Annotated in this window: 17 protein-coding genes and 1 pseudogene; all 18 read left to right on the plus strand. The window is 58.1% G+C overall.

The window, feature by feature from the left end:
• Positions 1–364, plus strand: a 364-nt coding sequence (locus tag M729_RS0125260) for an electron transfer flavoprotein subunit beta/FixA family protein (protein ID WP_027163243.1), incomplete at its 5' end; no start/stop codon positions are given.
• Between the two features lie 20 nt (positions 365–384).
• Complete coding sequence (locus M729_RS0125265) at positions 385–1,314, plus strand: electron transfer flavoprotein subunit alpha/FixB family protein (protein WP_027163244.1); 930 nt, start codon at positions 385–387, stop codon at positions 1,312–1,314.
• Positions 1,315–1,355: 41 nt separating this feature from the next.
• Entirely contained in the window at positions 1,356–2,240 is an 885-nt protein-coding gene (purU, locus tag M729_RS0125270) for a formyltetrahydrofolate deformylase (protein WP_027163245.1), read from the plus strand.
• Positions 2,241–2,871: 631 nt separating this feature from the next.
• Positions 2,872–4,170: a diaminobutyrate--2-oxoglutarate transaminase gene (ectB, locus tag M729_RS01000000135750; RefSeq protein ID WP_050596343.1), complete on the plus strand. Its 1,299-nt coding sequence runs from the start codon at positions 2,872–2,874 to the stop codon at positions 4,168–4,170.
• Positions 4,171–4,353: 183 nt separating this feature from the next.
• Positions 4,354–5,895 (plus strand): aldehyde dehydrogenase family protein, encoded by a 1,542-nt coding sequence (locus M729_RS01000000135755; RefSeq protein ID WP_084652714.1) that lies wholly within the window; start codon positions 4,354–4,356, stop codon positions 5,893–5,895.
• A gap of 332 nt (positions 5,896–6,227) precedes the next feature.
• Entirely contained in the window at positions 6,228–7,913 is a 1,686-nt protein-coding gene (locus tag M729_RS1000000137640; RefSeq protein WP_198032136.1) for a GMC family oxidoreductase N-terminal domain-containing protein, read from the plus strand.
• 129 nt (positions 7,914–8,042) lie between these two features.
• The gene (locus M729_RS0125290; protein WP_027163247.1) at positions 8,043–8,834 is read left to right on the plus strand and encodes an SDR family oxidoreductase; all 792 of its coding nucleotides are present in this window, start codon (positions 8,043–8,045) and stop codon (positions 8,832–8,834) included.
• Positions 8,835–9,794: 960 nt separating this feature from the next.
• A complete protein-coding gene (locus tag M729_RS0125295; protein ID WP_245267632.1) occupies positions 9,795–10,679 on the plus strand; it encodes a transporter substrate-binding domain-containing protein in 885 nt (294 codons plus the stop codon).
• A 77-nt stretch (positions 10,680–10,756) separates the two neighbouring features.
• Positions 10,757–11,428: an ectoine/hydroxyectoine ABC transporter permease subunit EhuC gene (gene ehuC, locus M729_RS0125300; RefSeq protein ID WP_027163249.1), complete on the plus strand. Its 672-nt coding sequence runs from the start codon at positions 10,757–10,759 to the stop codon at positions 11,426–11,428.
• Entirely contained in the window at positions 11,425–12,093 is a 669-nt protein-coding gene (ehuD, locus tag M729_RS0125305; protein WP_027163250.1) for an ectoine/hydroxyectoine ABC transporter permease subunit EhuD, read from the plus strand. Before ehuC ends, ehuD begins: the two co-directional genes overlap by 4 nt.
• A 106-nt stretch (positions 12,094–12,199) precedes the next feature.
• Complete coding sequence (gene ehuA / locus M729_RS0125310) at positions 12,200–12,976, plus strand: ectoine/hydroxyectoine ABC transporter ATP-binding protein EhuA (RefSeq protein WP_027163251.1); 777 nt, start codon at positions 12,200–12,202, stop codon at positions 12,974–12,976.
• Positions 12,977–13,375: 399 nt separating this feature from the next.
• Positions 13,376–13,693 carry a polysaccharide deacetylase family protein gene (locus M729_RS1000000139875; RefSeq protein WP_348626679.1) on the plus strand — a complete coding sequence of 106 codons (318 nt, stop codon included), beginning with the start codon at positions 13,376–13,378 and terminating at the stop codon, positions 13,691–13,693.
• Complete coding sequence (locus tag M729_RS1000000139880; RefSeq protein ID WP_348626682.1) at positions 13,630–13,971, plus strand: hypothetical protein; 342 nt, start codon at positions 13,630–13,632, stop codon at positions 13,969–13,971. The genes M729_RS1000000139875 and M729_RS1000000139880 overlap by 64 nt, the downstream gene beginning before the upstream one ends.
• 387 nt (positions 13,972–14,358) lie before the next feature.
• Positions 14,359–16,830 carry an FAD-dependent oxidoreductase gene (locus M729_RS0125320; RefSeq protein ID WP_027163252.1) on the plus strand — a complete coding sequence of 824 codons (2,472 nt, stop codon included), beginning with the start codon at positions 14,359–14,361 and terminating at the stop codon, positions 16,828–16,830.
• A 1,013-nt stretch (positions 16,831–17,843) separates the two neighbouring features.
• A complete protein-coding gene (locus M729_RS0125325) occupies positions 17,844–19,328 on the plus strand; it encodes a N,N-dimethylformamidase beta subunit family domain-containing protein (RefSeq protein WP_027163253.1) in 1,485 nt (494 codons plus the stop codon).
• Between the two features lie 487 nt (positions 19,329–19,815).
• The gene (locus tag M729_RS1000000139375) at positions 19,816–20,070 is read left to right on the plus strand and encodes a hypothetical protein (protein ID WP_245267633.1); all 255 of its coding nucleotides are present in this window, start codon (positions 19,816–19,818) and stop codon (positions 20,068–20,070) included.
• A 243-nt stretch (positions 20,071–20,313) separates the two neighbouring features.
• Positions 20,314–20,826, plus strand: a complete 513-nt coding sequence (locus M729_RS1000000137645; protein ID WP_027163254.1) for an IS3 family transposase — start codon at positions 20,314–20,316, stop codon at positions 20,824–20,826.
• Between the two features lie 109 nt (positions 20,827–20,935).
• A pseudogene (locus tag M729_RS01000000135775) lies at positions 20,936–22,451 on the plus strand (ISNCY family transposase).
• The last annotated feature ends 240 nt before the right edge of the window (positions 22,452–22,691 follow it).

The raw sequence follows: 22,691 nt of genomic DNA on the forward strand, positions 1-22,691 counted from the left end.
GATGCTGGCGGCACTGTTAGGCTGGGCGCAGGGCACCTTCGCCTCCAAGATCGTGCTCGACGGCGACAAGGCCAAGGTGACGCGCGAAGTCGATGGCGGCCTGCAGACGGTGGAACTGAAGATGCCGGTGATCGTCACCGCCGACCTTCGCCTCAACCAGCCGCGCTATGCCTCGCTGCCCAACATCATGAAGGCNAAGAAGAAGCNGCTCGACGAGAAGAGCCCGGCCGACTACGGCGCCGACGTCAAGCCGCGGCTGAAGGTGCTCAAGACCGAAGAGCCGAGCGGCCGCAAGGCAGGCGTCAAGGTCAAGAGCGTCGCCGAACTGGTCGACAAGCTCAAGAACGAAGCCGGCGTTTTGTAAGGCTGGGAAGGGATAAAAACATGACCATTCTCCTCATCGCAGAACACGACAATGCCAGCCTTTCCGACCAGACCGCCAAGGCGCTCTCGGCGGCGATGCAGATCGGTTCGGACGTGCATGTGCTTGTTGCCGGCAAGGGCGCCAAGGGCGCTGCCGACGCCGCCGCCAAGTTGAAGGGCGTCAGCAAGGTGCTGCTCGCCGAGGCCGACGAACTGGCCGAGCGTCTCGCCGAACCGACGGCAGCGCTCATTGTGTCGCTGGCGGGCGCCTACGACACCATCGTCGCGCCGGCGACCTCGTCGGGCAAGAATGTCGCGCCGCGCGTGGCTGCGCTCCTCGATGTCGCGCAGGTGTCCGAGATCATCGAAGTCGTATCGCCCGACACCTTCAAGCGGCCGATCTATGCCGGCAACGCCATCCAGACGGTACAGTCGAGCGACGCCAAGAAGGTGATCACCGTGCGCACCGCATCTTTCCAGGCGGCGCCCGAAGGCGGGTCGGCCGTCGTCGAGACCGTCACGGCAGCGGCCAACCCAGGCCTGTCCACCTTCGTCGAGAACAAGCTGTCGGAGACCGACCGTCCGGAACTGACCTCGGCCAAGATCATCATTTCGGGCGGCCGCGCGCTCGGCTCCTCGGAAAAGTTCCAGGAGGTCATCCTGCCGGTCGCCGACAAGCTCGGTGCCGCCGTCGGCGCCTCGCGCGCTGCTGTCGATGCCGGCTACGCCCCGAACGACTGGCAGGTCGGCCAGACCGGCAAGGTCGTCGCCCCCGACCTCTACATTGCGGTCGGCATTTCCGGCGCCATCCAGCACCTTGCCGGCATGAAGGATTCGAAAGTTATCGTCGCCATCAACAAGGACGAGGAGGCGCCGATTTTCCAGGTTGCCGACTACGGCCTCGTCGGCGACCTGTTCGTCATCCTGCCGGAACTGCAAAAGGCGCTTTGATGCCCCAAATCTAAATCGCCGGCACCAACGGAAAACAATCCATGAAGCAATATGTTCTGACAGTCTCGTGCCCGGCGGCACGGGGAATCGTTGCTGCGATCTCGAGCCTCCTCTCAGCTCAAGGCTGCAACATTGTCGACAGCTCGCAGTTCGATGACCTCGATACGGGTAAGTTCTTTATGCGGGTCTCTTTTATCAGCGAGGAGGGAGCCGAACGGAAGGCAATTGAAGAGGGTTTGCGACCGATTGCGGACCAGTTCTGCATGTCGTGGAATATGCATGACGGTACGCATCGCATGAAGGTCTTGTTGATGGTTTCCAACTTCGGGCATTGCCTGAACGATCTCCTGTACAGGTGGCAGATCGGTGCCCTGCCGATCGATATCGTCGGCGTGGTCTCCAACCACCTGACCTATCAGAAAGTGGTCGTCAACCACGATATTCCTTTCCACCACATCAAAGTCACGAAGGAAAACAAGCCACAGGCCGAGGCCCAGCTGATGCACGTCGTTGAGGAGACGGGCACAGAACTTGTCGTGCTTGCCCGATACATGCAGGTACTCTCCGATGCATTCTGCAAGAAGATGTCCGGCCGGATCATCAACATTCATCATTCATTCCTGCCGTCTTTCAAGGGCGCGAATCCCTACAAACAGGCTTTCGAGCGCGGGGTGAAGCTGATCGGCGCGACGGCGCATTACGTTACAGCTGATCTCGACGAGGGTCCGATTATCGAGCAAGATGTGGCCCGTATCACACATGCGCAGAGCACCGAGGACTACGTCTCCATCGGCCGTGATGTTGAAAGTCAAGTATTGGCCCGCGCAATCCACGCGCATATCCACTATCGCACCTTCATCAACGGGAACCGGACTGTCGTCTTCCCGGCAAGCCCCGGTTCTCATCGTTCCGAAAGGATGGGCTGAGATGGCGTCCAGGTCGACGCAGATCCAGTTTGCCATCGAGGGCCACACCTGAGACCGGCGTCACCCCTGCTCGTCCGTGATAATCGTCGGGAATGTCCAAAGCCCACAATGACCAGGGATGCGCCTTCTAACCTCGTTGGATACGCCCAAATCGCATGCGGATAGCTTCGTCAGTTCGTTTCGAGCCGTTCAACGATCCTCGGCGTGCTGCGTGACGCCAGGCGCTCCGACGGGCGTTTACGCGAGTGGACGATCTTCGCCCCGCGATCCAACAGATCGCTCGAAGGCGACGCCGAACGGCGCGCCGGGTGCCGCTCTGGGACGCTTTGGTCCGAAGCCGTCCTCCATGCTTTCCCAATCGTCCACCCATTGAGGTGGATATTGAATCAGCACGAAAAACGCGGCCCTTGCAGCCGCCCGCTTGCAAGCCGGCCAACCTGGCATAACGCGCAATGTTCGAAATCTGCGCAACCGGCTACATAACGCTGATTTCCTGCGGTTCCTGGCCGAAATTTCGCTCAACCCGGGCTGCGGGACGAGCTAAGTTACAAGAAACGGCACTGGCCGTCCTCTCACGTTTGAACCGGCCAATAAGCCTCACAGGCTGCCCAACTCGAAGGAGTTCGCCTTTATGAACCAGATCGCCAAAGATGTGAGCCTCGCACTCTTCGACCGCTTGGAGTCTGAGGTGCGTAGCTACGTGCGCTCGTTTCCGGTCCTATTCGACAGGGGAGTTAATACGACACTCACAGCGGCAGACGGTCAGGAATATCTAGACTTCTTCGGTGGGGCGGGTGCGCTCAATTACGGCCATAATAACCCGGCGTTCAAGCAGGCGCTTTTAGACTATATCGAGCGCGATGGCATCGTGCACAGCCTTGACCTGGCTACAACAGCCAAGAAGGGATTTATCGAAGCTTTCGAGCGCTATATCCTGAAGCCCCGTGGTCTGACGTACAAACTGCAGTTCACCGGTCCTACAGGTGCAAATGCCGTGGAAGCGGCGCTGAAGCTGGCTCGCCAGGTAACGGGTCGGTCAAATATCGTCTCGTTTACGGGGTCCTATCACGGGGTCAGCGCGGGATCGTTGGCGGCGACCGGGAATAAAGACATGAGGGCAGCCGCAGGCTTTCCGCTCGCTCACGTGACATCGTTGCCATACGAAGGTTACCTAGGGGACTCGTTTGACACAATTGCCTACCTCGAGAAGCTTCTCGCGGATCCGTCAAGCGGTTTTGAAACCCCTGCCGCAGTGATCCTCGAGGCAGTTCAAGGTGAAGGCGGTATCAATCCTGCCAGTGTTGAATGGTTGCAGCGGTTGCGTGAGCTAACTTCGCGGCACGGGATAGTGTTGATTCTGGATGACATCCAGGCTGGTGTCGGACGCACGGGAAAATTCTTCAGTTTCGAACCATCTGGCATCGTGCCAGACATCGTTACCTTGTCCAAGTCATTGTCGGCATACGGGACGCCGATGGCTCTTGTTCTCATCAAGCCCGACCTGGATGTTTGGAAGCCCGCAGCGCATACCGGGACTTTCCGGGGCAACAATTTGGCTTTCATCACTGCTCGCGCGGCACTTGAGACTTACTGGTCCGATTCAAAGTTTGAGGATGACATTGCGCGGAAATCTGAGATCCTGGCGACCGAGCTCGCATCTATTGCCGCCGATCACCCAGCTCTCGGGCTGAGCGTGAGGGGTCGCGGCCTGATGTATGGGCTCGTTTCACCGAAGGATCACTCGTTGCCTGCGCGCGTTTCGAAGGAGGCCTTCGCTCGTCGCCTGGTCCTAGAAACCGCTGGCTCATACGGTGAAGTACTCAAGTTCATGCCGGCCCTCACCATAGCCGAGGCAGATCTGCGTCGGGGCTTGGCAATCATCCGCGACTGCGTACGAACGGTGCAGGACGGCTCGGCGGCAAGTCGCTGATACACGTCGCTGACAAATAGCCGTCCGACAAAAGCAGCACCGATCGGTCTGGATTTGCCTTCGCAGGCAAGTGCGCTGCTTAGGCAGTCCAAATGCGTTTCCGTGTCGGCATCGCGAAGCCATATGGATCGTGCCGGACGTTGGTACTTTTGCGTGGATGATAGGTAAGTTTGGAGGATTTCGATGGCTGGCGCAGAAGTAATCAAAAATTATATAGACGGAGAATGGAAAGATTCTTCGTCCGGCGGACGGATCGAGGTTGACGACCCCGCAACTGGGGAGACCATTGCGGTCGTTGCGGAGGCGGGGCCTGAAGACGTTAATCTCGCCGTTGCCGCCGCCAATCGAGTTTTTCGTGACCGCGTTCTGATAGACATGCATCCCTACGAGCGGGGACGAATGCTCTTTCGTGTCGCAGACGCCATCGAGGCGCGCAGCGAGGAGATCGCGACTATTAACTGCATCGAGACGGGCAAGGCGTTAGACCTTGCCCGGGGTGAGGTCCGCACCGCTGTGCGCTACCTGCGCTACTATGCTGGTCTAGCGGATAAGCTTGAAGGCCGATCGATCCCTCGCGGGGCCGAGTTCGTCGATTACACCGTCAGGAGCCCTTTCGGTGTTTCGGCCCAGATCGTGCCCTGGAATGGTCCTCTTGAACTAACGGCTCGTTCGCTTGCTTGCGCCATTGCCACCGGCAACTCAGTCGTGGTCAAGTCTCCGGAATTGGCTCCCCTGTCTGGGGTGGAGTTTGCGCGCGCCTGCGAAACCGCAGGGTTGCCTGCCGGAGCCGTCAACGTAATTACCGGTTACGGGCAGACCGCCGGCCAAGCGCTGATCGAGCATCCCGATGTTCGTCACATCGTGTTCACGGGATCCACGGCAACCGGGCGATCGGTCCTCAAGGCCGCGTCGGAACGGATCGTCCCCTGTATCATGGAACTAGGCGGCAAGTCAGCGGCGGTGGTGTATTCGGACGCAGATCTCGATGCTGTCGTAGAAGCCGTGCCCATCGGGACCTATCTGAACGCGGGTCAGAATTGCAACAACTTGACAAGACTGCTCGTCGAGCGATCGATCGCGGACGAACTATTGGAGAAAGTGAAAGTCTGCGTCGAAGGACTCACCGTTGGTCCTGGGCGAGAAAATTGTGACATCACTCCCATGATCTCGCAGAAGCAGCGCAAGGGAGTCACGGAAGCCTGTGAGGTTGCCGTTCTGGAGGGAGCACGGGTGGTGACCGGCGGAGCCGCACTCTCGGAGCGAAGCGGCTATTTCATGGCCGCGACGGTTTTTGCAAATGTCACGCGCGACAGTAATCTCTTCCAGAAGGAAGTATTCGGTCCCGTCCTGGCGGTAACTGTTTTCGATGACACAGCTGAGGGGATTGAACTAGCCAACGATACCGATCAAGGGTTGGCAGCTGGCGTGTTCACGCGGGATATCGACCGTGCTCTTTGGTGCGCCGATCGCCTTTGGGCTGGCCAGGTGTACGTGAACGGCTGGTACGTCGGCGGCGTAGAAACACCTTTCGGTGGAGTGAAGCAGTCTGGCTACGGCCGGGAAAAGGGACAGGAAGCACTTGATGGCTATGTCCAGACAAGAAATATCGGCATCCGGATCTCGCAGCCATCATCCGGTGAAGGGAGCAGGGCCCAGAGCCGCACTGCCGCGCGCGATCAGGTGCTTTCTAAGCCATTCACGTTAAGCAATCTTGTTCAGCCGTAGCGGTGATATAGGCGTTGTCCTGCCGAGTTGGGGACTACAAGACTTCGAGCTAATCACGGAATGCTTCACCGTGCTGATCGAGTGGCGATGCGCGATGCTCGTGTCTGCCTCTGTGCGAGTTCGTGCAACTGCTCCCCGAGAAAAGCGAGGTCGTGTTGTGCGGGTAAAAACCAGCCCTATGCCCCTTTGTGGCTGGTTCCATGGTTATAGCTCTACGACGTCGAAGAGCACATTCCGCGGGCACCACAGAAAATTGCAACCCTGCCAGGGAACGCGCTCTTTGCAGATATTCACTGTATTTTGCTAATTTGTTCTCGCAAGAGGAGGGGCCGTTGCTTTTCGACTATATAATTGTAGGTGGCGGCTCATCGGGCTGCGTCATGGCGAACAGGTTATCGGCCACCGGCCGTCACGTCCTGCTCATTGAGGCTGGCCCTGACTTTCCTCCGCACGCTATCCCTGATGATATCCTCGATGGGAACCCCACACGTGCCTACTATAATCAACGGTACCAGTGGCCGTCGCTTGCCGCAGCCGTTGCGCGGGATAGCGACCGACGTGTTCACTATGAGCAAGCACGTGTCATCGGAGGAGGCTCCAGCATCAACGCTCAGGTCGCCAACCGGGGCGGCCCTGCCGATTATGATGAGTGGGCGTCCACCGGGGCAACGGGTTGGGGTTGGGAAGGTGTACTCCCATATTTCCGCCGGCTTGAATGCGATATGGATTTTTGCGATCGCTTCCACGGCAATAGCGGGCCGCTGCCGATTAGCCGTGCCGACAAGGGAGAGTGGTCAGGATTCGTCAACGCGGTGTCGTCGGCTTTCGAAGATGAAAACATACCCTTCCGGCCAGACTTCAACGGTGAGTTCCGCGACGGTCACTCAGTTGTTCCACTCACAAACCTCAACCGTCGTCGCGTATCCGCTGCGATGGCCTATCTACCAGAAAGCGTGCGTGCTCGCCCCAACTTAAAAATATTGTCTGAGACGACGGTCCTGAAGTTAATCTGCTCGGGTTGCCAGGTGACGGGCGTTGATACGGATAGCAAAACTCGACAAAAGTCCTACAGCGCGAAAACGGTGATCCTATGTGCTGGGGCTATACATTCGCCAGCGATATTGCTGCGATCTGGGATTGGATCGGGTAAAGCTTTATCGGAACTCGGAATTCAAGTTGTCGCAGACCTTGAGGGGGTCGGAAAAAATCTGCAGGAGCACGCCGGGGTCGCAATATCGGCCTACCTGAAACCGAAGGATAGGATGCTGCCGACCGCGACAGGATATATCCAGATGCATGCTCGATATTCTTCCGGTCACGACGGTTGTCCTCCCACCGATATGGCCGTCTCGGTCCTGGCAAAGTCTGCTTGGCATCCCGTCGGCAAACGTCTAGGGACGCTCAATTTCTGGGTTAATCGCGTCTACTCGACAGGAACTGTCTCGCTAGTAAGTCCTTCACATCTCGCTGAGCCAGAAGTGAATTTTGACATGTTGAGCGACGAACGGGACGCTGAAAGGTTGAAAAGCGCGTTTCGATTCATTGCGAAACTGATCAATCACAGGGCTCTCGTGAACACCGCGCTCGACCCTTTTCCGTCTACGTGGACGGGACGAGCAAAGCGCATAGGTAAGTACAACCGTTTGAATTACGGTGTCACATCCTTTCTGGCTGCGCTCATGGACAGTTCCGCATCACTCCGTCGAGGCCTTATCAGATTCGCAATTACCGATGGCCGCAGTATCTCAGACCTTCTGAACAATGAAGAGCTCCTTGATCGCTTTGTAAGACACAACGTTTTCGGGAACTTCCATCCAACGTCAACCTGCAGAATGGGATCTGCTCAAGATCCCACCAGCGTGACGGATCCGTCAGGCCGCGTTCATGGAATATCGGGTTTAAGAGTAGCCGATGCGTCTGTAATGCCATTCTGCCCGCGAGCAAATACGAACATCCCCACCATTATGGTGGCCGAGAAGATGTCTGATGCCATACTCCATGACCGGGGACAGCCATAGGTCGGTTGTCGGGCAAAGATCACCGGATTAGCTCGCGCAAAATATGACGATGGACCGGCGGTGATCAACTGTCCGCTCGTTTACAGTCGCATTCCGCGAATAATAACCGCCAACGGGAGAGGGCATGAAATGCCTAAAATTATCCGGAAGGTTCTTGTTACTGCTGCCAGCAAAGGTTTGGGTTTCGCCATTGCGAGAAGATTAGCAGAAGACGGAGCACACGTGGTTATTTGTGGCCGCAATCGAGGTGAATTGGATAAAGCTGTTGATGCCCTGCGGGAAACATCAACATGCGAAGTTGCTCATGGTGTCGTGGCCGATCTAGCACAACGATCCGACGTTGACATTTTGTTTAATCGTACACTCGACCTCTTGGGAAGCGTTGATTGCCTCGTCGTGAATTCTGGCCACGCGCCGTACGGAACTGTCGACACTTTAAGTGACGAAGATTGGGACGACTCATACGAGATGTTGCTACTGAGTGCAGTGCGGTTGTCGCGAGCTGCGGCCAAAGTGATGAAAGAGTCGGATCGTGGTGGGGATATCATTTATGTCACGTCGGCGGGTATTCACGAAGCCACCGACCACCGGGTTGCGTCAAACGTCATGCGCGCGGGGATAGCAGTCGTGGCCAAGCACCTTGCTGATACTCTTGCGGATAGTGGCGTTCGCGTGAATGTTGTAGCGCCAGGCTATTTCGACACCGGCAGGGTGCGCAAGAGAATTGAGGACCTGATGGTCGAGGAGGGACTTGATCGACAGTCCGCAACTGGACGGATTGCTACGCCTAATCCGCTGGGACGAATTGGAACGGCCAATGAGCTTGCGGAACTTGTCGCATTCATTGTGGGCAATCGCGCGAGATACCTGAACGGAACCACAATAACAATGGACGGGGGGAGTAGCCGGCTTGTCTCGTGATTGCTCCGTGTCGCGGAAGCTTGCATTTTGACAGCCTTTTGATTGCGGCTGTCGCGGGATCCAAAGAGGTCGAGTTCGCAAAGCGGCTTTATGCTAGGGCGGCGGGCGCCCAGAGGGCTCCGGGGGAAGCATAATTCTGGCAGTTCGTGCACATCAACGATGCGTCCTGCTCGGCTTCACGCCGGCGTTTTACGAAGCCGGTCGGTATTCCGATCATTTGCCTTCTGGCGTCGCACCGGCCCGCTTGGAGATCACAACCTGCGTGCCGCCCCACCATTCGAGAAGCCCTTTCGCAAAGTAGCCCCCTTTAGGAAGCCGGGTGCGATCCTGACGCGCTGCGTGGCATTGATGCAGCGTGACATGATGCTGTCTGGCGACGGCCGCTTGCCACGCTTTCCTGCAGCGCCACTCGCAGGCCAATTGATGCCTTGACCCGGCGCGACCACCTGACGACGTCGGCAAACGTGGTGATCAGCGTGCCGATCTGGCCGAGCCCTCTACCTTCACTCAATCGCCAACAACCGGCGGCGAGGTCGCTCTCGAGCTGGGCAATGACGGCCCGAAAGCCCGAACGGTGTCTCCGTTGCGTTCTCTCGGTCCAACGACGCAGTCTCCCTGAGTCCGCCCCACTCCCGGCGCCAGGCTTGCTGGCAGAAGGCGAGCGCTGCTGGAACGACTGCAATACGACCAGTGGACCTTGGATACGGGCCTATTGACCGAATTAAGGGGAGAGTACGGTTGGGGCTTCATTTTACAACGGAATGGCATGGTGGGCGTGGTTAGCTTCCGAATCGCCGGATTCCTGCGCCTCAGGAGCAAATTCGCCCGAAATGCTGCACATTAACTGGTATTGTAATCGCCATGAAACAGGAAACTACACACCGTAATTGACGTAGAAGAATGTTTGAAGGGTGTGTCACCTGTTTTTGGCCGAACAGCCCGAAACACAAGGAGGAACTCATGGACAAGCGCCAACACCTTAAAAGCCGAACCGATCCCCTGAGACGCAAGGTTCTGAGGGGAATGGCCGCACTCGGCATTACGGCGGTAGCAATGACGTCGCTGGTTGGTTCCGCCTCGGCGGGCTCGCTGCTCGACAGGATTAAGAATGGCGGACCGGTCCGTATCGGCTTCTCCACTGACACGGCTTGGTCGTTCAAGGGAGATAACAACGAGATGCTTGGCATCGGCAACGTCTTGGTGATGGAGCTGTTGAAGAAGCTGGGAGCGACAAAGTTCGAACCTGTGGACATGGAGTGGGGGTCACTTATCCCTGCCATGCAAGGAGGCCGCATCGATGTAATCACCAGTGCAATGTTCGTGCTGCCTCAGCGCTGCCGCAACGTAGCATTCACGAATCCGTTCGGGACGGTATACGGCGGTCTTGTGGTGCCCAAAGGCAACCCCAAAGGAGTGCATTCCTTGCCAGACATTCGTGACAAGGGCCTGACATTCGTTACAGGTGCCGGATATGCGGACGTGAAACGGGCGCAACAGACCGGCATCTCAGACGATAAGATCATGCAGGTTGCCGGCTATGTCGAAATAGCCCAAGCAGTCAAGTCTGGTCGAGCCGATGCCGGGGGTGGTGAATACCTGGGCATCAAGGGCGCAATCCGCAACGACGATTCCCTCGAGCTCGCTAACCCGTTCAAACCAAACTACAAGCCCGGCTATCCCGCTTTCGCATTTCCAAAGGGCGAGGAGGACACGGTCGACGCAGTCAACGCGCTGTTGAAGGACTATGTCGGCTCTGCTGAGATGATGTCGTTAGTCAGCAAGTATGGATACGACAAGTCCCTTTTGCCGGACGGGAGCAAGACCGACGATCTCTGCAAATCGTGAGGCTTTGATGACCGTTCTTCCCCGCTCCTGATGCGTTTCCCCGGCCTCGGCCGGGGAATGTCAAATAGGATAGAAACATGAACGAATTCCCTCTCACCTTCAGCGTGTTGGCGCTCGCCCACGGTCTCCTGATTACCATTATTGTTACCATTGGGGCTTCTCTGGTGGCAGTAGCGCTCGGGCTTATCGCAGGTTTAATTCGGGTCTCGTCCCTTTGGCCGCTGCGATGGTTAGCCGTCGCCTATATCGAATTCTTTCGCGGAACTTCGCTGCTTGTGCAGGTCTACTTGTTGTTCTTTGTGCTGCCATTCTTTGGCGTCGCCCTGTCCCCGTGGGCAGTTGCCATCTTCGGCATTGGGATGAACTATTCCGCCTATCTCGCCGAGGTGGTGCGCGCCGCAATCCAGGCTGTCGACCGCGGCCAGTATGAAGCGAGTATCGCCCTCAACTTCCCGCGGCTCACCATGATGCGCCGCATCGTGGTACCGCAGGCGATCCGAAGCATGCTGCCGCCGTCGGGCAACCTGCTGATCGAGCTGCTTAAGTCGACCTCGCTTGTATTTTTCATCACCATCACCGAGTTCACCACCGCGTCGAAGCTGGCAGCAGACGCCACCGGCAACTATCTGCTGTTCTTCGCGGTGGCGCTGTTTGGCTACTACTTCCTCGCGCGTGCCTTGATCACTCCTCTGGTGCGAGGGTTGGAGCGCCGGCTCTCAAGTGGCTTCGTGCGGGAGGCGCTGGCATGAGCATTTGGGATTGGTCTTACGTCTGGGAAGCGTGGCCGTACCTTTATCGCGGCGCGATCGTTACGATTCAGGCCACGGTGCTCAGCTTCGCGATCGCGGTGGTGCTGGGCCTAATCGTCGCGCTGATCCGTCAGTCGCCGAACCGCTATGTTTCCACCGCTATGACGGAGCTCGTGGAGTTCATCCGCTCCACGCCTCTGCTGCTGCAGGTGTTCTTCGTCTATTTCGTCGGACCGCAATTCGGGATCCTCATCCCTGCCTGGACGGCCGGCATCGGCATGCTCGGCATCCACTACGCCGCCTATTGCTCAGAGGTGTTTCGGGCCGGCATCCTGGCGGTTGAAGAAGGCCAGTGGGAGGCCTGCACGGCGCTCAATCTGTCGCGAACGCGAACCTGGCGCACCATCATTCTGCCGCAGGCGATTCCTCCCATCGTGCCTGCCTTGGGCAACTACTTTGTCGGCATGTTCAAGGAAACGCCTATCCTGGCGGCCATCGCGATCCTGGAGATGTTGCAGCAGGCAAAGATTTTCGGCGCCAATAACTACCGCTACACCGAGGCCATCGTCATGGTCGGCTTCTTTTTTCTCGTGTTCAGCCTAGTCGCTTCCGCAATCGTGCAGTCGGTGAGCATCTGGCTCAACCGCCGCTATCGGCTGCAATAGGAGGTACGTCATGAACGAACCCAGGGTCCGCCTTGAGAACGCCGCAAGAAATCATGGGGGACTGACCGTGCTGGACAAACCAGACATCGCGTGCAACGAGAAAGCCATGAACGAACCGATGGTCCGCTTCGAAAACGTTACGAAACGCTATGGCTCGCTAACCGTGCTGGACGAGCTCAATCTCGACATCGCGCGCAACGAAAAGGTTTGCATTATCGGGCCTTCGGGCTCTGGCAAGACCACAGTACTGCGTATGCTCATGACGCTGGAGAAAATCCAGGGAGGAGTGATTTGGGTTGATGGAGAGCCGCTCACCCATATGCAGAAGAATGGCCGTTTGGTCCCTGCGAATGACCGGCATCTCAGGCGGGTCCGCAGCAAGATCGGCATGGTCTTTCAGCACTTCAATCTCTTTCCCCACATGACCGCGCTGCAAAACTGCATGGAGGCTCCGGTTTCTGTGCTCGGGTTGCCGAAGAAGGAAGCGGAGGCGCGGGCCGCCGAGCTGCTCGACATGGTGGGTCTCGGCGACAAACGAAATCACTTTCCGATCCAACTTTCCGGTGGGCAAAAGCAGCGCGTGGCGATCGCTCGTGCGCTTGCCATGCGGCCCAAGGTGATGCTGTTCGACGAGGTGACTTCGGCGCTCGACCCAGAGCTGATCGGGGAGGTGCTCAATGTCATCCGCAAGCTCGGCACCGAGCATGACCTCACGATGCTGATGGTCACGCACCAGATGGGCTTTGCCAAGGAGTTTTCAGACCGCGTCTGTTTCTTCTACGGAGGCAAAATCGTCGAGCAGGGCCCGCCCGATCAGTTGTTGGGTAACCCGCAGAACGAGCGGACGCGTCAGTTCCTCAGCGCCGTGCTGGAGGCGAGATAGCAGCGCCGCCCACCCTTAGTGCTGGGGTTGTCAGAAAAACCAACATCGGCGAAAGTAATTTGTGCTATCAGTGTGAGACGCCTGCCAGCTCATCTTTCCTCCACGCTCCGTTGTTCCACACATCTCGAACTCTTTAGCGGAAGTCGGTGTAGACACTGCTCAGGAGCAGCTAAAGTGCCCGATTCGACTGACTTAAGTCCCTGGGAGTGGCCTGAAAGCCATTGGCGCGGGCGCGTCAACAAAGTCAGAGCAGGCAAGGCACTGAGGCCAAAGTGGCCCGACGGCAATCGTTGCGCTTTCGCAATATCGTTCGACGTCGATCACGAGTCCAACGAATTGCGCAGGGGAGGGCGGTCCTTGGGGAGATTATCCTGGGGCCAGTACGGGAGCCGACGGGGGATGCCCCGGATTTTGGAGCTGCTCAGGCGTTTCGACGTTCCCGCCAGCTTCTTCGTTCCCGCGGTAATCGCTCAACTTTATCCAGACGAGCAACGCGCCATTGTCAGCGACGGTCATGAAGTCGGGATGCACGGCTGGATACATGAGCTAAACTCCGAACTCAGCGTCGAGAGCGAGCGTTCCTTGATGATGAGGAGTGCCGACGTTCTTGAAAAAATCACCTCCAAACGCCCGACCGGCATCCGAACACCATCATGGATAGCTGCTATGAGCTGCTCGAAGATGAGGACCCAACGGGAGTCATTGAGATACCTGTAGAATGGATCCGCGACGACGCGACGTATCTGTGGATGAGTCCGGACGGGTCGTTGCGGCCAGATCTATCGCTCGATGACGTGCTGTCTGTATTCGTCCGGGAGTTTGAAGGGGCGTACCAAGACGCCGAGTTATTCCAGCTAACTCTGCATCCGCACGTGGTGGGATATCGCTCAAGGATTTGGATCGTGGAAGAGCTCATTCGATGCGCGAAAGCAAAGGGCGACGTTTGGTTCGCCACACATCACCAGGTCGCGGAGCGTGCGGCTTCATGCCTGTGAACACACGCCACCACCGAATACACGGTTGCAACAAGTAAAAATGGCACCCGAAAAGACCGAGCTGAGCTCCTCATCCTAAGGATGTGTGGCATCCTAGGTGCGTGCCATGCGCTTTTGGCGGTCCAGGACATGCCGCCAGAGGCAACGCCAACAGTCAATTGTCCGCCTGTCGCCTTCTTGATCGTCGCCCAACAGGCAACCGGCCACCTTTAAGGAACGCGGTGCACAGGTTCGGCGACGATGCGGTCAATTATGCAGAATAACATCGCCTGCCGTCCCAAGTAGCGCGATCTAGACGGGGATCGTCCCCTAAGCTGTCGCACAGCGCAATCTGCTGAACGATCGACGTATTTTGGCGCGACATGCCTCAATGGAACAAGGACGCATATGATCACCAGCTCGCCCATTCGCCCTCGTGAACTGTCCATTCGCCACCATGAGGTCCTCATCATCGGGGGAGGAATTGCCGGGTCCAGTCTCGCTTTTCACCTTGCAAAAAACGGCAAGACAGACGTTGCGGTGTTGGAGCGCCACACTCTTACGTCCGGTACAACCTGGCATGCGGCCGGTTTGATCACGCAGACGCGCAGCACGCACACGATGACTGAGATGGCGAAATACACTGCGGAGCTTTACTCCTCGCTTGAAGAGGAGACGGGGCAGGCGACGGGCTTCAAGCGGAACGGCACGCTTGGTGTGGCCAGAACCAAAGAGCGGCTTTGTGAGACTGTGCGCACTGCGTCGATTGCCAAGAGCTGCGGACTTGAGGCCCATATGATTTCGCCAAGCGAGGCGAAGAGACTCTATCCAGCGCTCAACGAGTCCATCATTGAAGGTGCAGTGTTTCTCCCTGGCGATGGCCAAACCAACCCGGTCGACACATGCATCGCGTTGGCGATGGGGGCCAAGCAAAAGGGCGTGAAGATTTTCGAGAATTCCGAAGTCCACGACCTCTGGCGCACTCCAGATGGCCATTATCAGGTTCGAACCGGAGAAGGTGTCATAGAAGCTGAAGTTCTTGTGCTCGCCTGCGGGCTGTGGACTCGCGATCTTGCGTTCAAGTTGAGTGCGCGCGTTCCCTTATATGCGGCAGAGCATTTCTATGTTTTCACCGAACCCATGGATTTTGTGACCCCGACCTTGCCTGTGCTGCGTGATACCGATGGCTATGTTTACTTGAAGGAAGATGCGGGCAAGTTGCTTGTTGGCGCGCTCGAGCCTTGGGGGAAACCGCTTCCGATGGAGAAGCTGCCGAAAGACACCCCTTTCATAGAGCTTCCGGAAGATTGGAACCAGTTCGAGTTGCCAATGACCAAGGCCATAGAGATTGTTCCGCAGCTGGCAAATGCCGGTATTGCCAAGTTCTTCAATGGTCCTGAGAGTTTCACGCCCGACCTTCTGTTTATGATTGGGGAAGTCCCAGGGATGAAAAACCTGTTCATCTCAGCCGGTTACAATTCTGGGGGCATTGAGGCCGCCGCCGGAGCAGGGCGAACTCTGGCAGAATGGATCATCGCTGGCCAGCCCCAGATGGACGTCACTTCCGTGGATGTCGCGCGGTTTCATCCCTTCCAGATCAACAAGCGATATTTGCACGATCGCACAGCCGAAGTGATGGGCCTCCATTACAAGATACACTGGCCGGCTTACCAAGCTGAGACGTCCCGGGGTGTTCGCAAAAGCCCACTTCACGACCGCTGGGCGAGGCTCGGTGCCAGCTTTGGCGAAGGCATGGGCTGGGAACGTCCCATTTGGTTCGCGGGAGAGGGAGAATCGACGAAAAACGTCTATTCCTACGACGAGCCGAACTGGTTCAAATATACCAGTCAGGAATGCAAGGCCGCCCGTAACGCGGCCATCCTTGTAGACCAAAGTTCATTCGGCAAGCATTTGGTGCAGGGTCGCGATGCATGCCGCTTCCTGCAGTGGCTATGCGCCGGCAATGTGGATGTCCCGGTCGGGAAGCTGGTCTATACCCATATGCTCAATGAAAAAGGTGGGATCGAAACAGACATCACAGTAAACCGCTTGTCGAAAACAGAGTTCCTCATCATTTCGTCGTCTACTGTCCACCCGCGGGACAAAGCCTGGATTGCCCGGCACATCACAGACGAATGGAATGTCACGCTGACAGACGTCACCTCGGCGTACGCGGTTTTGTCATTGCAGGGCCCGAAATCTCGCGAGGTCCTGTCGCACGTGACCGACGCAGATCTCGGAAATATTGCATTCCCATTCGCTACCAGCCAGGAAATCGATATCGGATATGCTCGAGTCATAGCCAACAGATTGACGTTCATCGGAGAGCTTGGCTGGGAACTGCATATTCCAACCGAGATGGCCCAGCACGTCTTCGATGTCATTTGGGAGGCGGGGCAAGCATACGGACTGAAACCTGCTGGATACCATGCGCTTGAATATCTGCGATGCGAGCGCGCTTACCGAGAATACCAGCTCGATCTTACGCCCCTCGACACGTTGCTCGAGGCGGGCCTAGGATTTACGATTGATTGGAACAAGGGCAATTTTATTGGAAAAGACGCGACACTTTCCCAGAAAAATTCGGGTCCGCTAGAAAAGCGGATGGTATCGTTTAAGCTTCGCGATCCAAATCCTGTTCTTTTCCACGAAGAACCCATCCGCCGCAACGGCGAGATTGTTGGGTATATTTCTTCTGGAGCAAAGAGCTTCACTCTAGGCCCGTCAGTGGGACTTGGGTATGTGAACCACCCCTCAGGGGTCACGAAAGAGCTCATTGAAAGCAGTCGATGGGAGATCGAAGTCTCTGGCAAACTCTACGAGGCCGACGCGTCGCTCCGAGCGTTTTTCGATCCAAATGGAGAACGGCTCGGCCGATAGGTGGTTGATTCTGCTGAGCGGGCGAGAAAGACTGTGTCTGGCGGAAAAGGATATTGGTCTCACGCGCGGGTGACGTGAGTCCAGGTAGGCTCGGGGCCATAGCTGCGCGCGAAGTGCGGGTGACCTTGCGCTCGCACGGTTGCGTGACTTGGCGCGGATTTCCCGCGGCCGCCTCTACGGTGCGGCCGAAACAGTCGGACCCGAGCATGGCGAGCGCTGCACTCGATCTGCTCGTGGCATGACGCCTTCACGTTGGAACCAAACCACTGCGTTTCCGCTCAAGCGCATCATGCAGCAGAGCTTGACCGCTACGTGTTCGCCTCCTGCTGAGTGGTCGAACGTGGTCGCTCGTAATCTGTCGTCGGCCAGCCTCGTCAAAGCGGTGCTCGGCGTTGCGCGCAGTCTATCTTGGCGGCGAATTTTTTTGATCGGGAAAGGCCCCATCGGTGGTTTATCAGCCGAGCAGTGATGTGACGGGCAACAGTCGCCCAATGCTTTGCGCCGGCCAGGACTCACTTGGCATCTGTCAGTGGGCCAGTCCGAATTAGCGGTTTGGCAGAACGCGGGGTTGCTCACCGTCGCTGCCGTTATGCAGACACGAGCCGCTATAAGCCTGTTTACTGCGTAGAAGGCATCAATTCGTCGAAATAGTCGTTCTTGCGCTGCTACATTGTACAACGACAGGAGCGACAGCTGGTCCTGCACGGTTCGAATTCCTGAGGAGCTCGCAATGAGTTTGACTCGACCGATGACTCGTTTGCCAGAACCGCCGGTTATTCTGCGTCGGAGGGTCCCGCCTCAAACTGAGGAGTTCCTGCCCGGCGTTCATCCTTCACTAACGTCAGGATATCGTTATGTCGCTTTCCCGGCGACCGGCCGAGAAGCTGTACCGTACTTCGCGGGCTATATGGCAGCCGTCAGCGTTGCCGCTGGAGACGAACTCGCGGTCCACGTGGCAACGCGGTCATCAGAACGCTGTTACGTCGACGTCTACCGGGTGACCGGGTGCGAAGATGCTCATCTTCATCCGAAGTTCTCCTTCGTTCAGCGCTTTGGGCCCGTCGAACCACACCGTCTGCCGCAGTCGGCGGGGGGGGCGCCTTCTGGGCCCTGGTGACGCCGACTCCGAGGGATGCCGCTGGCCGAAGGTGAACCTCCTCGACAGCGTTCCTGATGAATGGCCGAGCGGCGTGTACGTGGCCCAGTTCTGCGCGGACGAAAAGCCACGGGAGCGTGCCACTGATCGTGCAGGCGAGGATGCGCTGTTCATCGTCCGGCGCGGCAGCGGCCGCCCAGGGTCGCAAATCCTCTGTCAAGTCAACGTCGCAACCTGGCTCGCCTATCACATCTGGCACAACCGCAGCCTGTACCATGGACGGTCAGATGATGGCCAGTACTGGGAAGAGCTGAGGAATTCAAAGGCATCGATCCATCGGCCAGGCCTCGGGTTATGTTACCCGAACGGAAACATTCTAGGGCCATACCCGCCGAAGTCGGGGCACACGTTTGCCTTCATCGACTGGTTGGAACGCGAAGGAATTTCCGTCGACTTTTGCTCCGGCCTGGACATATCCAACGGAGATGCAAACCTTTCTGACTACTCTGCTCTCGTCACGATTGGCCATGACGAGTACTGGACTGGAAAACAGCTTGACGCCGTCCGCGCCTTCCGGGATACCGGCGGCGCCACGATCTTTCTCGGTGGCAATCTTGCCTGCTATCTTGTCCGAGAGACTTCCGACCGTACTGCAATCGAGTGCTATAAGGCCTCGGGCGATCACGCTGACAGCGAGCATGGCGACGGCGGGGAATCGCTTGATCCGCTGCACGCCGCAACACCCAACCCTTTGATTACAGGGTTCACTTGGCATCTGCGGCCAGAGTCAACGACAACCACGACCGGCGTATACAATTACACGCGTCGACCTGGAGCGCCGCGGGAGGTACTGACCGGGGGAATGTTTTGGTACTGGGAGCTGTTCGGTGGGCCATCGCGCCCTAAGTGCGGCTTTACCGTGTGCGATCCCGAGCATTGGGTTTTCACTGGTGCAGAGGTTGGGGACGGAGACACCTTCGGTGCAGAGATAAAGCTCCTCGGGCATGAGGCGGATGGTCTCGAAGTCGAGTCTCATGGCCAGCGTCCAAAACTCACATTCGCCGACGGAGCACTACCAGGAACCCGGTTGCTCGCTTTCGCCGATTGTCGGCGTTGGGGTGAATGGGACTTTGGCGGCTGGCCAGCGGCTTACAGGCAAACTTCGGGCCCGCGCGAAACGCTTGGAAGCCTGGGTGGATTCGTCACAATGATCGTCCACGAAGAGCCCGGCAAAGGGATACTGTTCAATGCTCCGACAGCGGATTGGGTGTTTGGACTCGTAAAGTCGATTGACTGGACCGCAACGCGCAGCCTTGAGCCTCCGGTATTGCCGGCAGACCCCGCAGTCGAGCAGATTACCCGCAATGTCTTGCTCCGCTGCAGCACTCGACAACATGGCTGATCACCGCTCTCGGCAATAGCATCAATGACCGGCAGGAGGCAGTTGGCCGAAAACGTACACGAGCATCGCGAGCGAGCCTGTGCTCAACTGCGCTGCCCCCAAAAATGGTTCAGCAAGATAGCGAATTGCGCCAACAGCACCGCAGTGTGTCCACGACCGGAGGCATGATGCCCTTGGTTATTGCAGGCATTGGGCAGATTGTGAATGGGCGTACAAAATTGACCCATGAGCCGGGGCCGCCAAGAAGACGACAGACGACATCCCTCCTCGCCCGCCTTGCGACGTTATCGAGACAGGAAGGGAGTCCTTCAAGACCGCGCCTGATCACCCAACACCTGCCAAGCGCGACCCGCATTCGCCCGGGCTGCGCAACCCTGACCAGCTCCGTCCGGGCGAACGCTGACCGCCGCGCTTTACATAATGGGGGTCAAACTTGCCGATCTGGAGTGCGCCCTCGAGCCGGACAGGTTGAACAAGCAGAATTGACTTGGAAGCCGGGCTTTCGAAGGATGGAAGCCATGGTGACTTATCGCACGCACAGCATCGAGTTCAAACGTCAGGTAGTGCAGGAGTCCCTTCCGGCGAGACGCCGCATGATCTCGCCAAGCGGCACGGACTGCCGCGTAACCTGATCCGCATCTGGATCCAGAAATACGGGGCCGGCTCCTTCGACGGGGACGTGGCGGCGGCCGACACGATGCAGATCTATGAGGCGCGATCGCAGCGCTGGAGCGGTTGGTAGGCCGGCAAGCCTTGGAAATCGAGTTTCTAAAGGGGGCTCTGAAAAGCGCACCACGTCCGAGAAGCGGGACTCCATCCGTGATCACCGGCCCGGCGGTGTCTCCATCGCTGAAGGATGCCGGGTGATGGGGATCGCGCGATCAACCTACTACGATCAGCCCGAAATCGCCGTGGATGACACAGCGCTCGTCGAGAGGATGGGTGAGATCTCCGACGGCTTCGAAGCTTACGGCTATCGCCCCGCATGCAGGCGGCGCTGCGGCAGCGCGGCATCATCGTCAACCACAAGAAGGTCAGACGGTTGATGCGCGAGCATGATCTGCAGCCCAGGATTAGGCGGCGCTTCATCGCCACTACGAACAGCGATCACGAGTTGCCGATCTTCCCGAACCTGGCGAAGAACGTGACACCCGACGGCCCGAACCAGCTCTGGGTGAGCGACATAACATACGTGACGATTGCGGCGGGCTTCGTCTACGTCGCGGTCATTTTCAAACTGAAAGCGTCTGCCGAGGAAGCGACCAATCTGCTGTCAAACGGCTTCCATAACTCGCCCCGATTGGTGTGCGCCCCTCGGGCCGGACAGGATCAAGCCGCAGTTTTGAGCATGTGCCGGGCGTGTTGGTCCTCCCAATGCGCTCTCTCGCCTTTTAAAGCGAGCCCTCGGGAGAAATATGACACTAGGAACCGCGTCAGTACAGCCGCGGGCCCGAGCGCATTGCTCAGTGGTCCCGGCCTTGGCGCTCAGGACGTGTAGCGCGACAATCTGGGAGAGAAGCCGCATTGCCTCGTCGAAAATGTTCCTGAATGTTCAACCGTTGCCTCACATAAGTGCTCCCTACCGAGGGGTAAGAGCAGGGGCGACTATGGGACGGCTGAGCATGGCGACAAGGAAAGAACTGACGACGGCGGTTTCAGAGCGCTATCGTGCTTCGACGCGAGCGGAGAAGGCGAGAATTTTGGATGAGTTCGTCGTCGTCACGGGCTTTCACCGCAAGCACGCGATGCGGCTGCTACCACGCGGTGAGGGGCCGTGTGCAGGCCGGCGAGCGCGGCCGCGGATTTATGATGAAGCGGAACGCAATGCGCTCATATTGCTCTGGGAGGCGTCCGACCGCGTCTGCGGCAAGCGGCTGAAGGCGTTGCTGCCCATGCTTCTCGAGGCGATGGAACGGCACGGTCATTTTGACCTAGCGCCCGAAATCCGGGGCAAATTGCTGGCGATGAGCGCGGCCACGATCGACAGGACGCTGGGACCGATCCGAGAAGGCTTGGGACGTCCCCGACGACGGCCTGCAGCGCATGCCCTGCGACGGAGCATTCCCATTAGAACGTCGGCGGATTGGGACGATCCAGCGCCAGGCTTCGTTGAGGCGGACCTGGTGGCCCATAGCGGCCCTTCGGCTCGCGGCAGCTTCATCCAAACCCTCGTGCTCACCGACATCGCGACCGGCTGGACGGAATGTGCGCCGCTGCTGGTTCGCGAACAGACGCTGTTGAGCACGGTGCTCACAGAATTGCGCAAGCAACTGCCCTTCGCGCTTCTCGGCCTGGATACGGACAACGACACCGTTTTCATGAACGAGACATTGAAGGCCTATTGCGCCGCCGCCAACATCGTTTTCACGCGCTGCCGCCCCTACCGCAAGAATGACCAGGCCTTTGTCGAGCAGAAGCATGGCGCCGTGGTGCGTAGGATGGTCGGATATCGTCGGTTCGAGGGGCTGGAGGCCGCCACGCTGCTAGCGAAGCTCTACCGGTCAGCGCGGCTGTTCGTGAACTTCTTTCAGCCATCGTTCAAGTTGATCGCGAAGCAGCGCGACGGCGCACGTGTGCGCAAGACGTATAGTCCGCCAGCTACGCCGCATCAGCGTCTGGTTGCCGACCCTCGCACCTCAGATGCAGTCCGCTCCCATCTGCAGGAAATCTACGCCGGGCTCGATCCTGTCCTGCTATTGCGCGATATCCGTGCCGTGCAGGAGCGACTCGCTACGCTTGCCGATACTCCGCCGGCCATGCGCCCTGACGGAACAGCTCAGCCAATCGACCTTTTCCTGGCGAGTTTGCGGACTGCTTGGAAGAACGGAGCTATCCGGCCGACGGATCGCCCGATTGTGAAAGCCAAAAAGGGGGCGGCGGCGTCCTGACCCTCTCGTCAAGGCGACTGCGGACTTACGAAATTGGTTCGAAGCCGAACCATGGCGAACCGGCAGCGAACTTCTGTCACGACTGCAGGCCGAGTATCCCGGCGATTACCCGGACAAACTGCTTCGAACGCTTCAGCGCCGGCTGAAGGTCTGGCGCAGCGAACAGGCGGACGCGTTGCTGTTTGGCCCCTTGAACAAGGAGCCGCCGATCCTGGAGATCGCAGGGCCACACTGAGGCGCCGTGGCGCTCGCTAAGGAGGCCGGGCGCTGCGAAACCCCGGCCATCTCCGCGCCCGGCCTCCTTAGCCCAAGCCGGGAGCAAAATGGATGAGGCAACGCTCGAATCTCGAGGAACATCGTTACGTGAGGCAATACGCGCTCTCACGTTGATTGTCGCGCCGCAAGGACGGGTGAGCGAAATCGTGAGCCGACCAAAGCACGCGTTGCGGGTCGCTATGACTGTCCCGCCCACAGA

Source organism: Mesorhizobium sp. WSM1293 (assembly GCF_000513875.1).
GTDB lineage: Bacteria > Pseudomonadota > Alphaproteobacteria > Rhizobiales > Rhizobiaceae > Mesorhizobium > Mesorhizobium ciceri.

Coding starts and splice junctions, on each gene's coding strand:
- M729_RS0125265 (WP_027163244.1), top strand. CDS start 385: ATGACCATTCTCCTCATCGCAGAACACGACAATGCCAGCCTTTCCGAC.
- purU (WP_027163245.1), top strand. CDS start 1,356: ATGAAGCAATATGTTCTGACAGTCTCGTGCCCGGCGGCACGGGGAATC.
- ectB (WP_050596343.1), top strand. CDS start 2,872: ATGAACCAGATCGCCAAAGATGTGAGCCTCGCACTCTTCGACCGCTTG.
- M729_RS01000000135755 (WP_084652714.1), top strand. CDS start 4,354: ATGGCTGGCGCAGAAGTAATCAAAAATTATATAGACGGAGAATGGAAA.
- M729_RS0125290 (WP_027163247.1), top strand. CDS start 8,043: ATGCCTAAAATTATCCGGAAGGTTCTTGTTACTGCTGCCAGCAAAGGT.
- M729_RS0125295 (WP_245267632.1), top strand. CDS start 9,795: ATGGACAAGCGCCAACACCTTAAAAGCCGAACCGATCCCCTGAGACGC.
- ehuC (WP_027163249.1), top strand. CDS start 10,757: ATGAACGAATTCCCTCTCACCTTCAGCGTGTTGGCGCTCGCCCACGGT.
- ehuD (WP_027163250.1), top strand. CDS start 11,425: ATGAGCATTTGGGATTGGTCTTACGTCTGGGAAGCGTGGCCGTACCTT.
- ehuA (WP_027163251.1), top strand. CDS start 12,200: ATGAACGAACCGATGGTCCGCTTCGAAAACGTTACGAAACGCTATGGC.
- M729_RS1000000139875 (WP_348626679.1), top strand. CDS start 13,376: ATGCCCCGGATTTTGGAGCTGCTCAGGCGTTTCGACGTTCCCGCCAGC.
- M729_RS1000000139880 (WP_348626682.1), top strand. CDS start 13,630: ATGGATAGCTGCTATGAGCTGCTCGAAGATGAGGACCCAACGGGAGTC.
- M729_RS0125320 (WP_027163252.1), top strand. CDS start 14,359: ATGATCACCAGCTCGCCCATTCGCCCTCGTGAACTGTCCATTCGCCAC.
- M729_RS0125325 (WP_027163253.1), top strand. CDS start 17,844: ATGCTCATCTTCATCCGAAGTTCTCCTTCGTTCAGCGCTTTGGGCCCG.
- M729_RS1000000137645 (WP_027163254.1), top strand. CDS start 20,314: ATGCAGGCGGCGCTGCGGCAGCGCGGCATCATCGTCAACCACAAGAAG.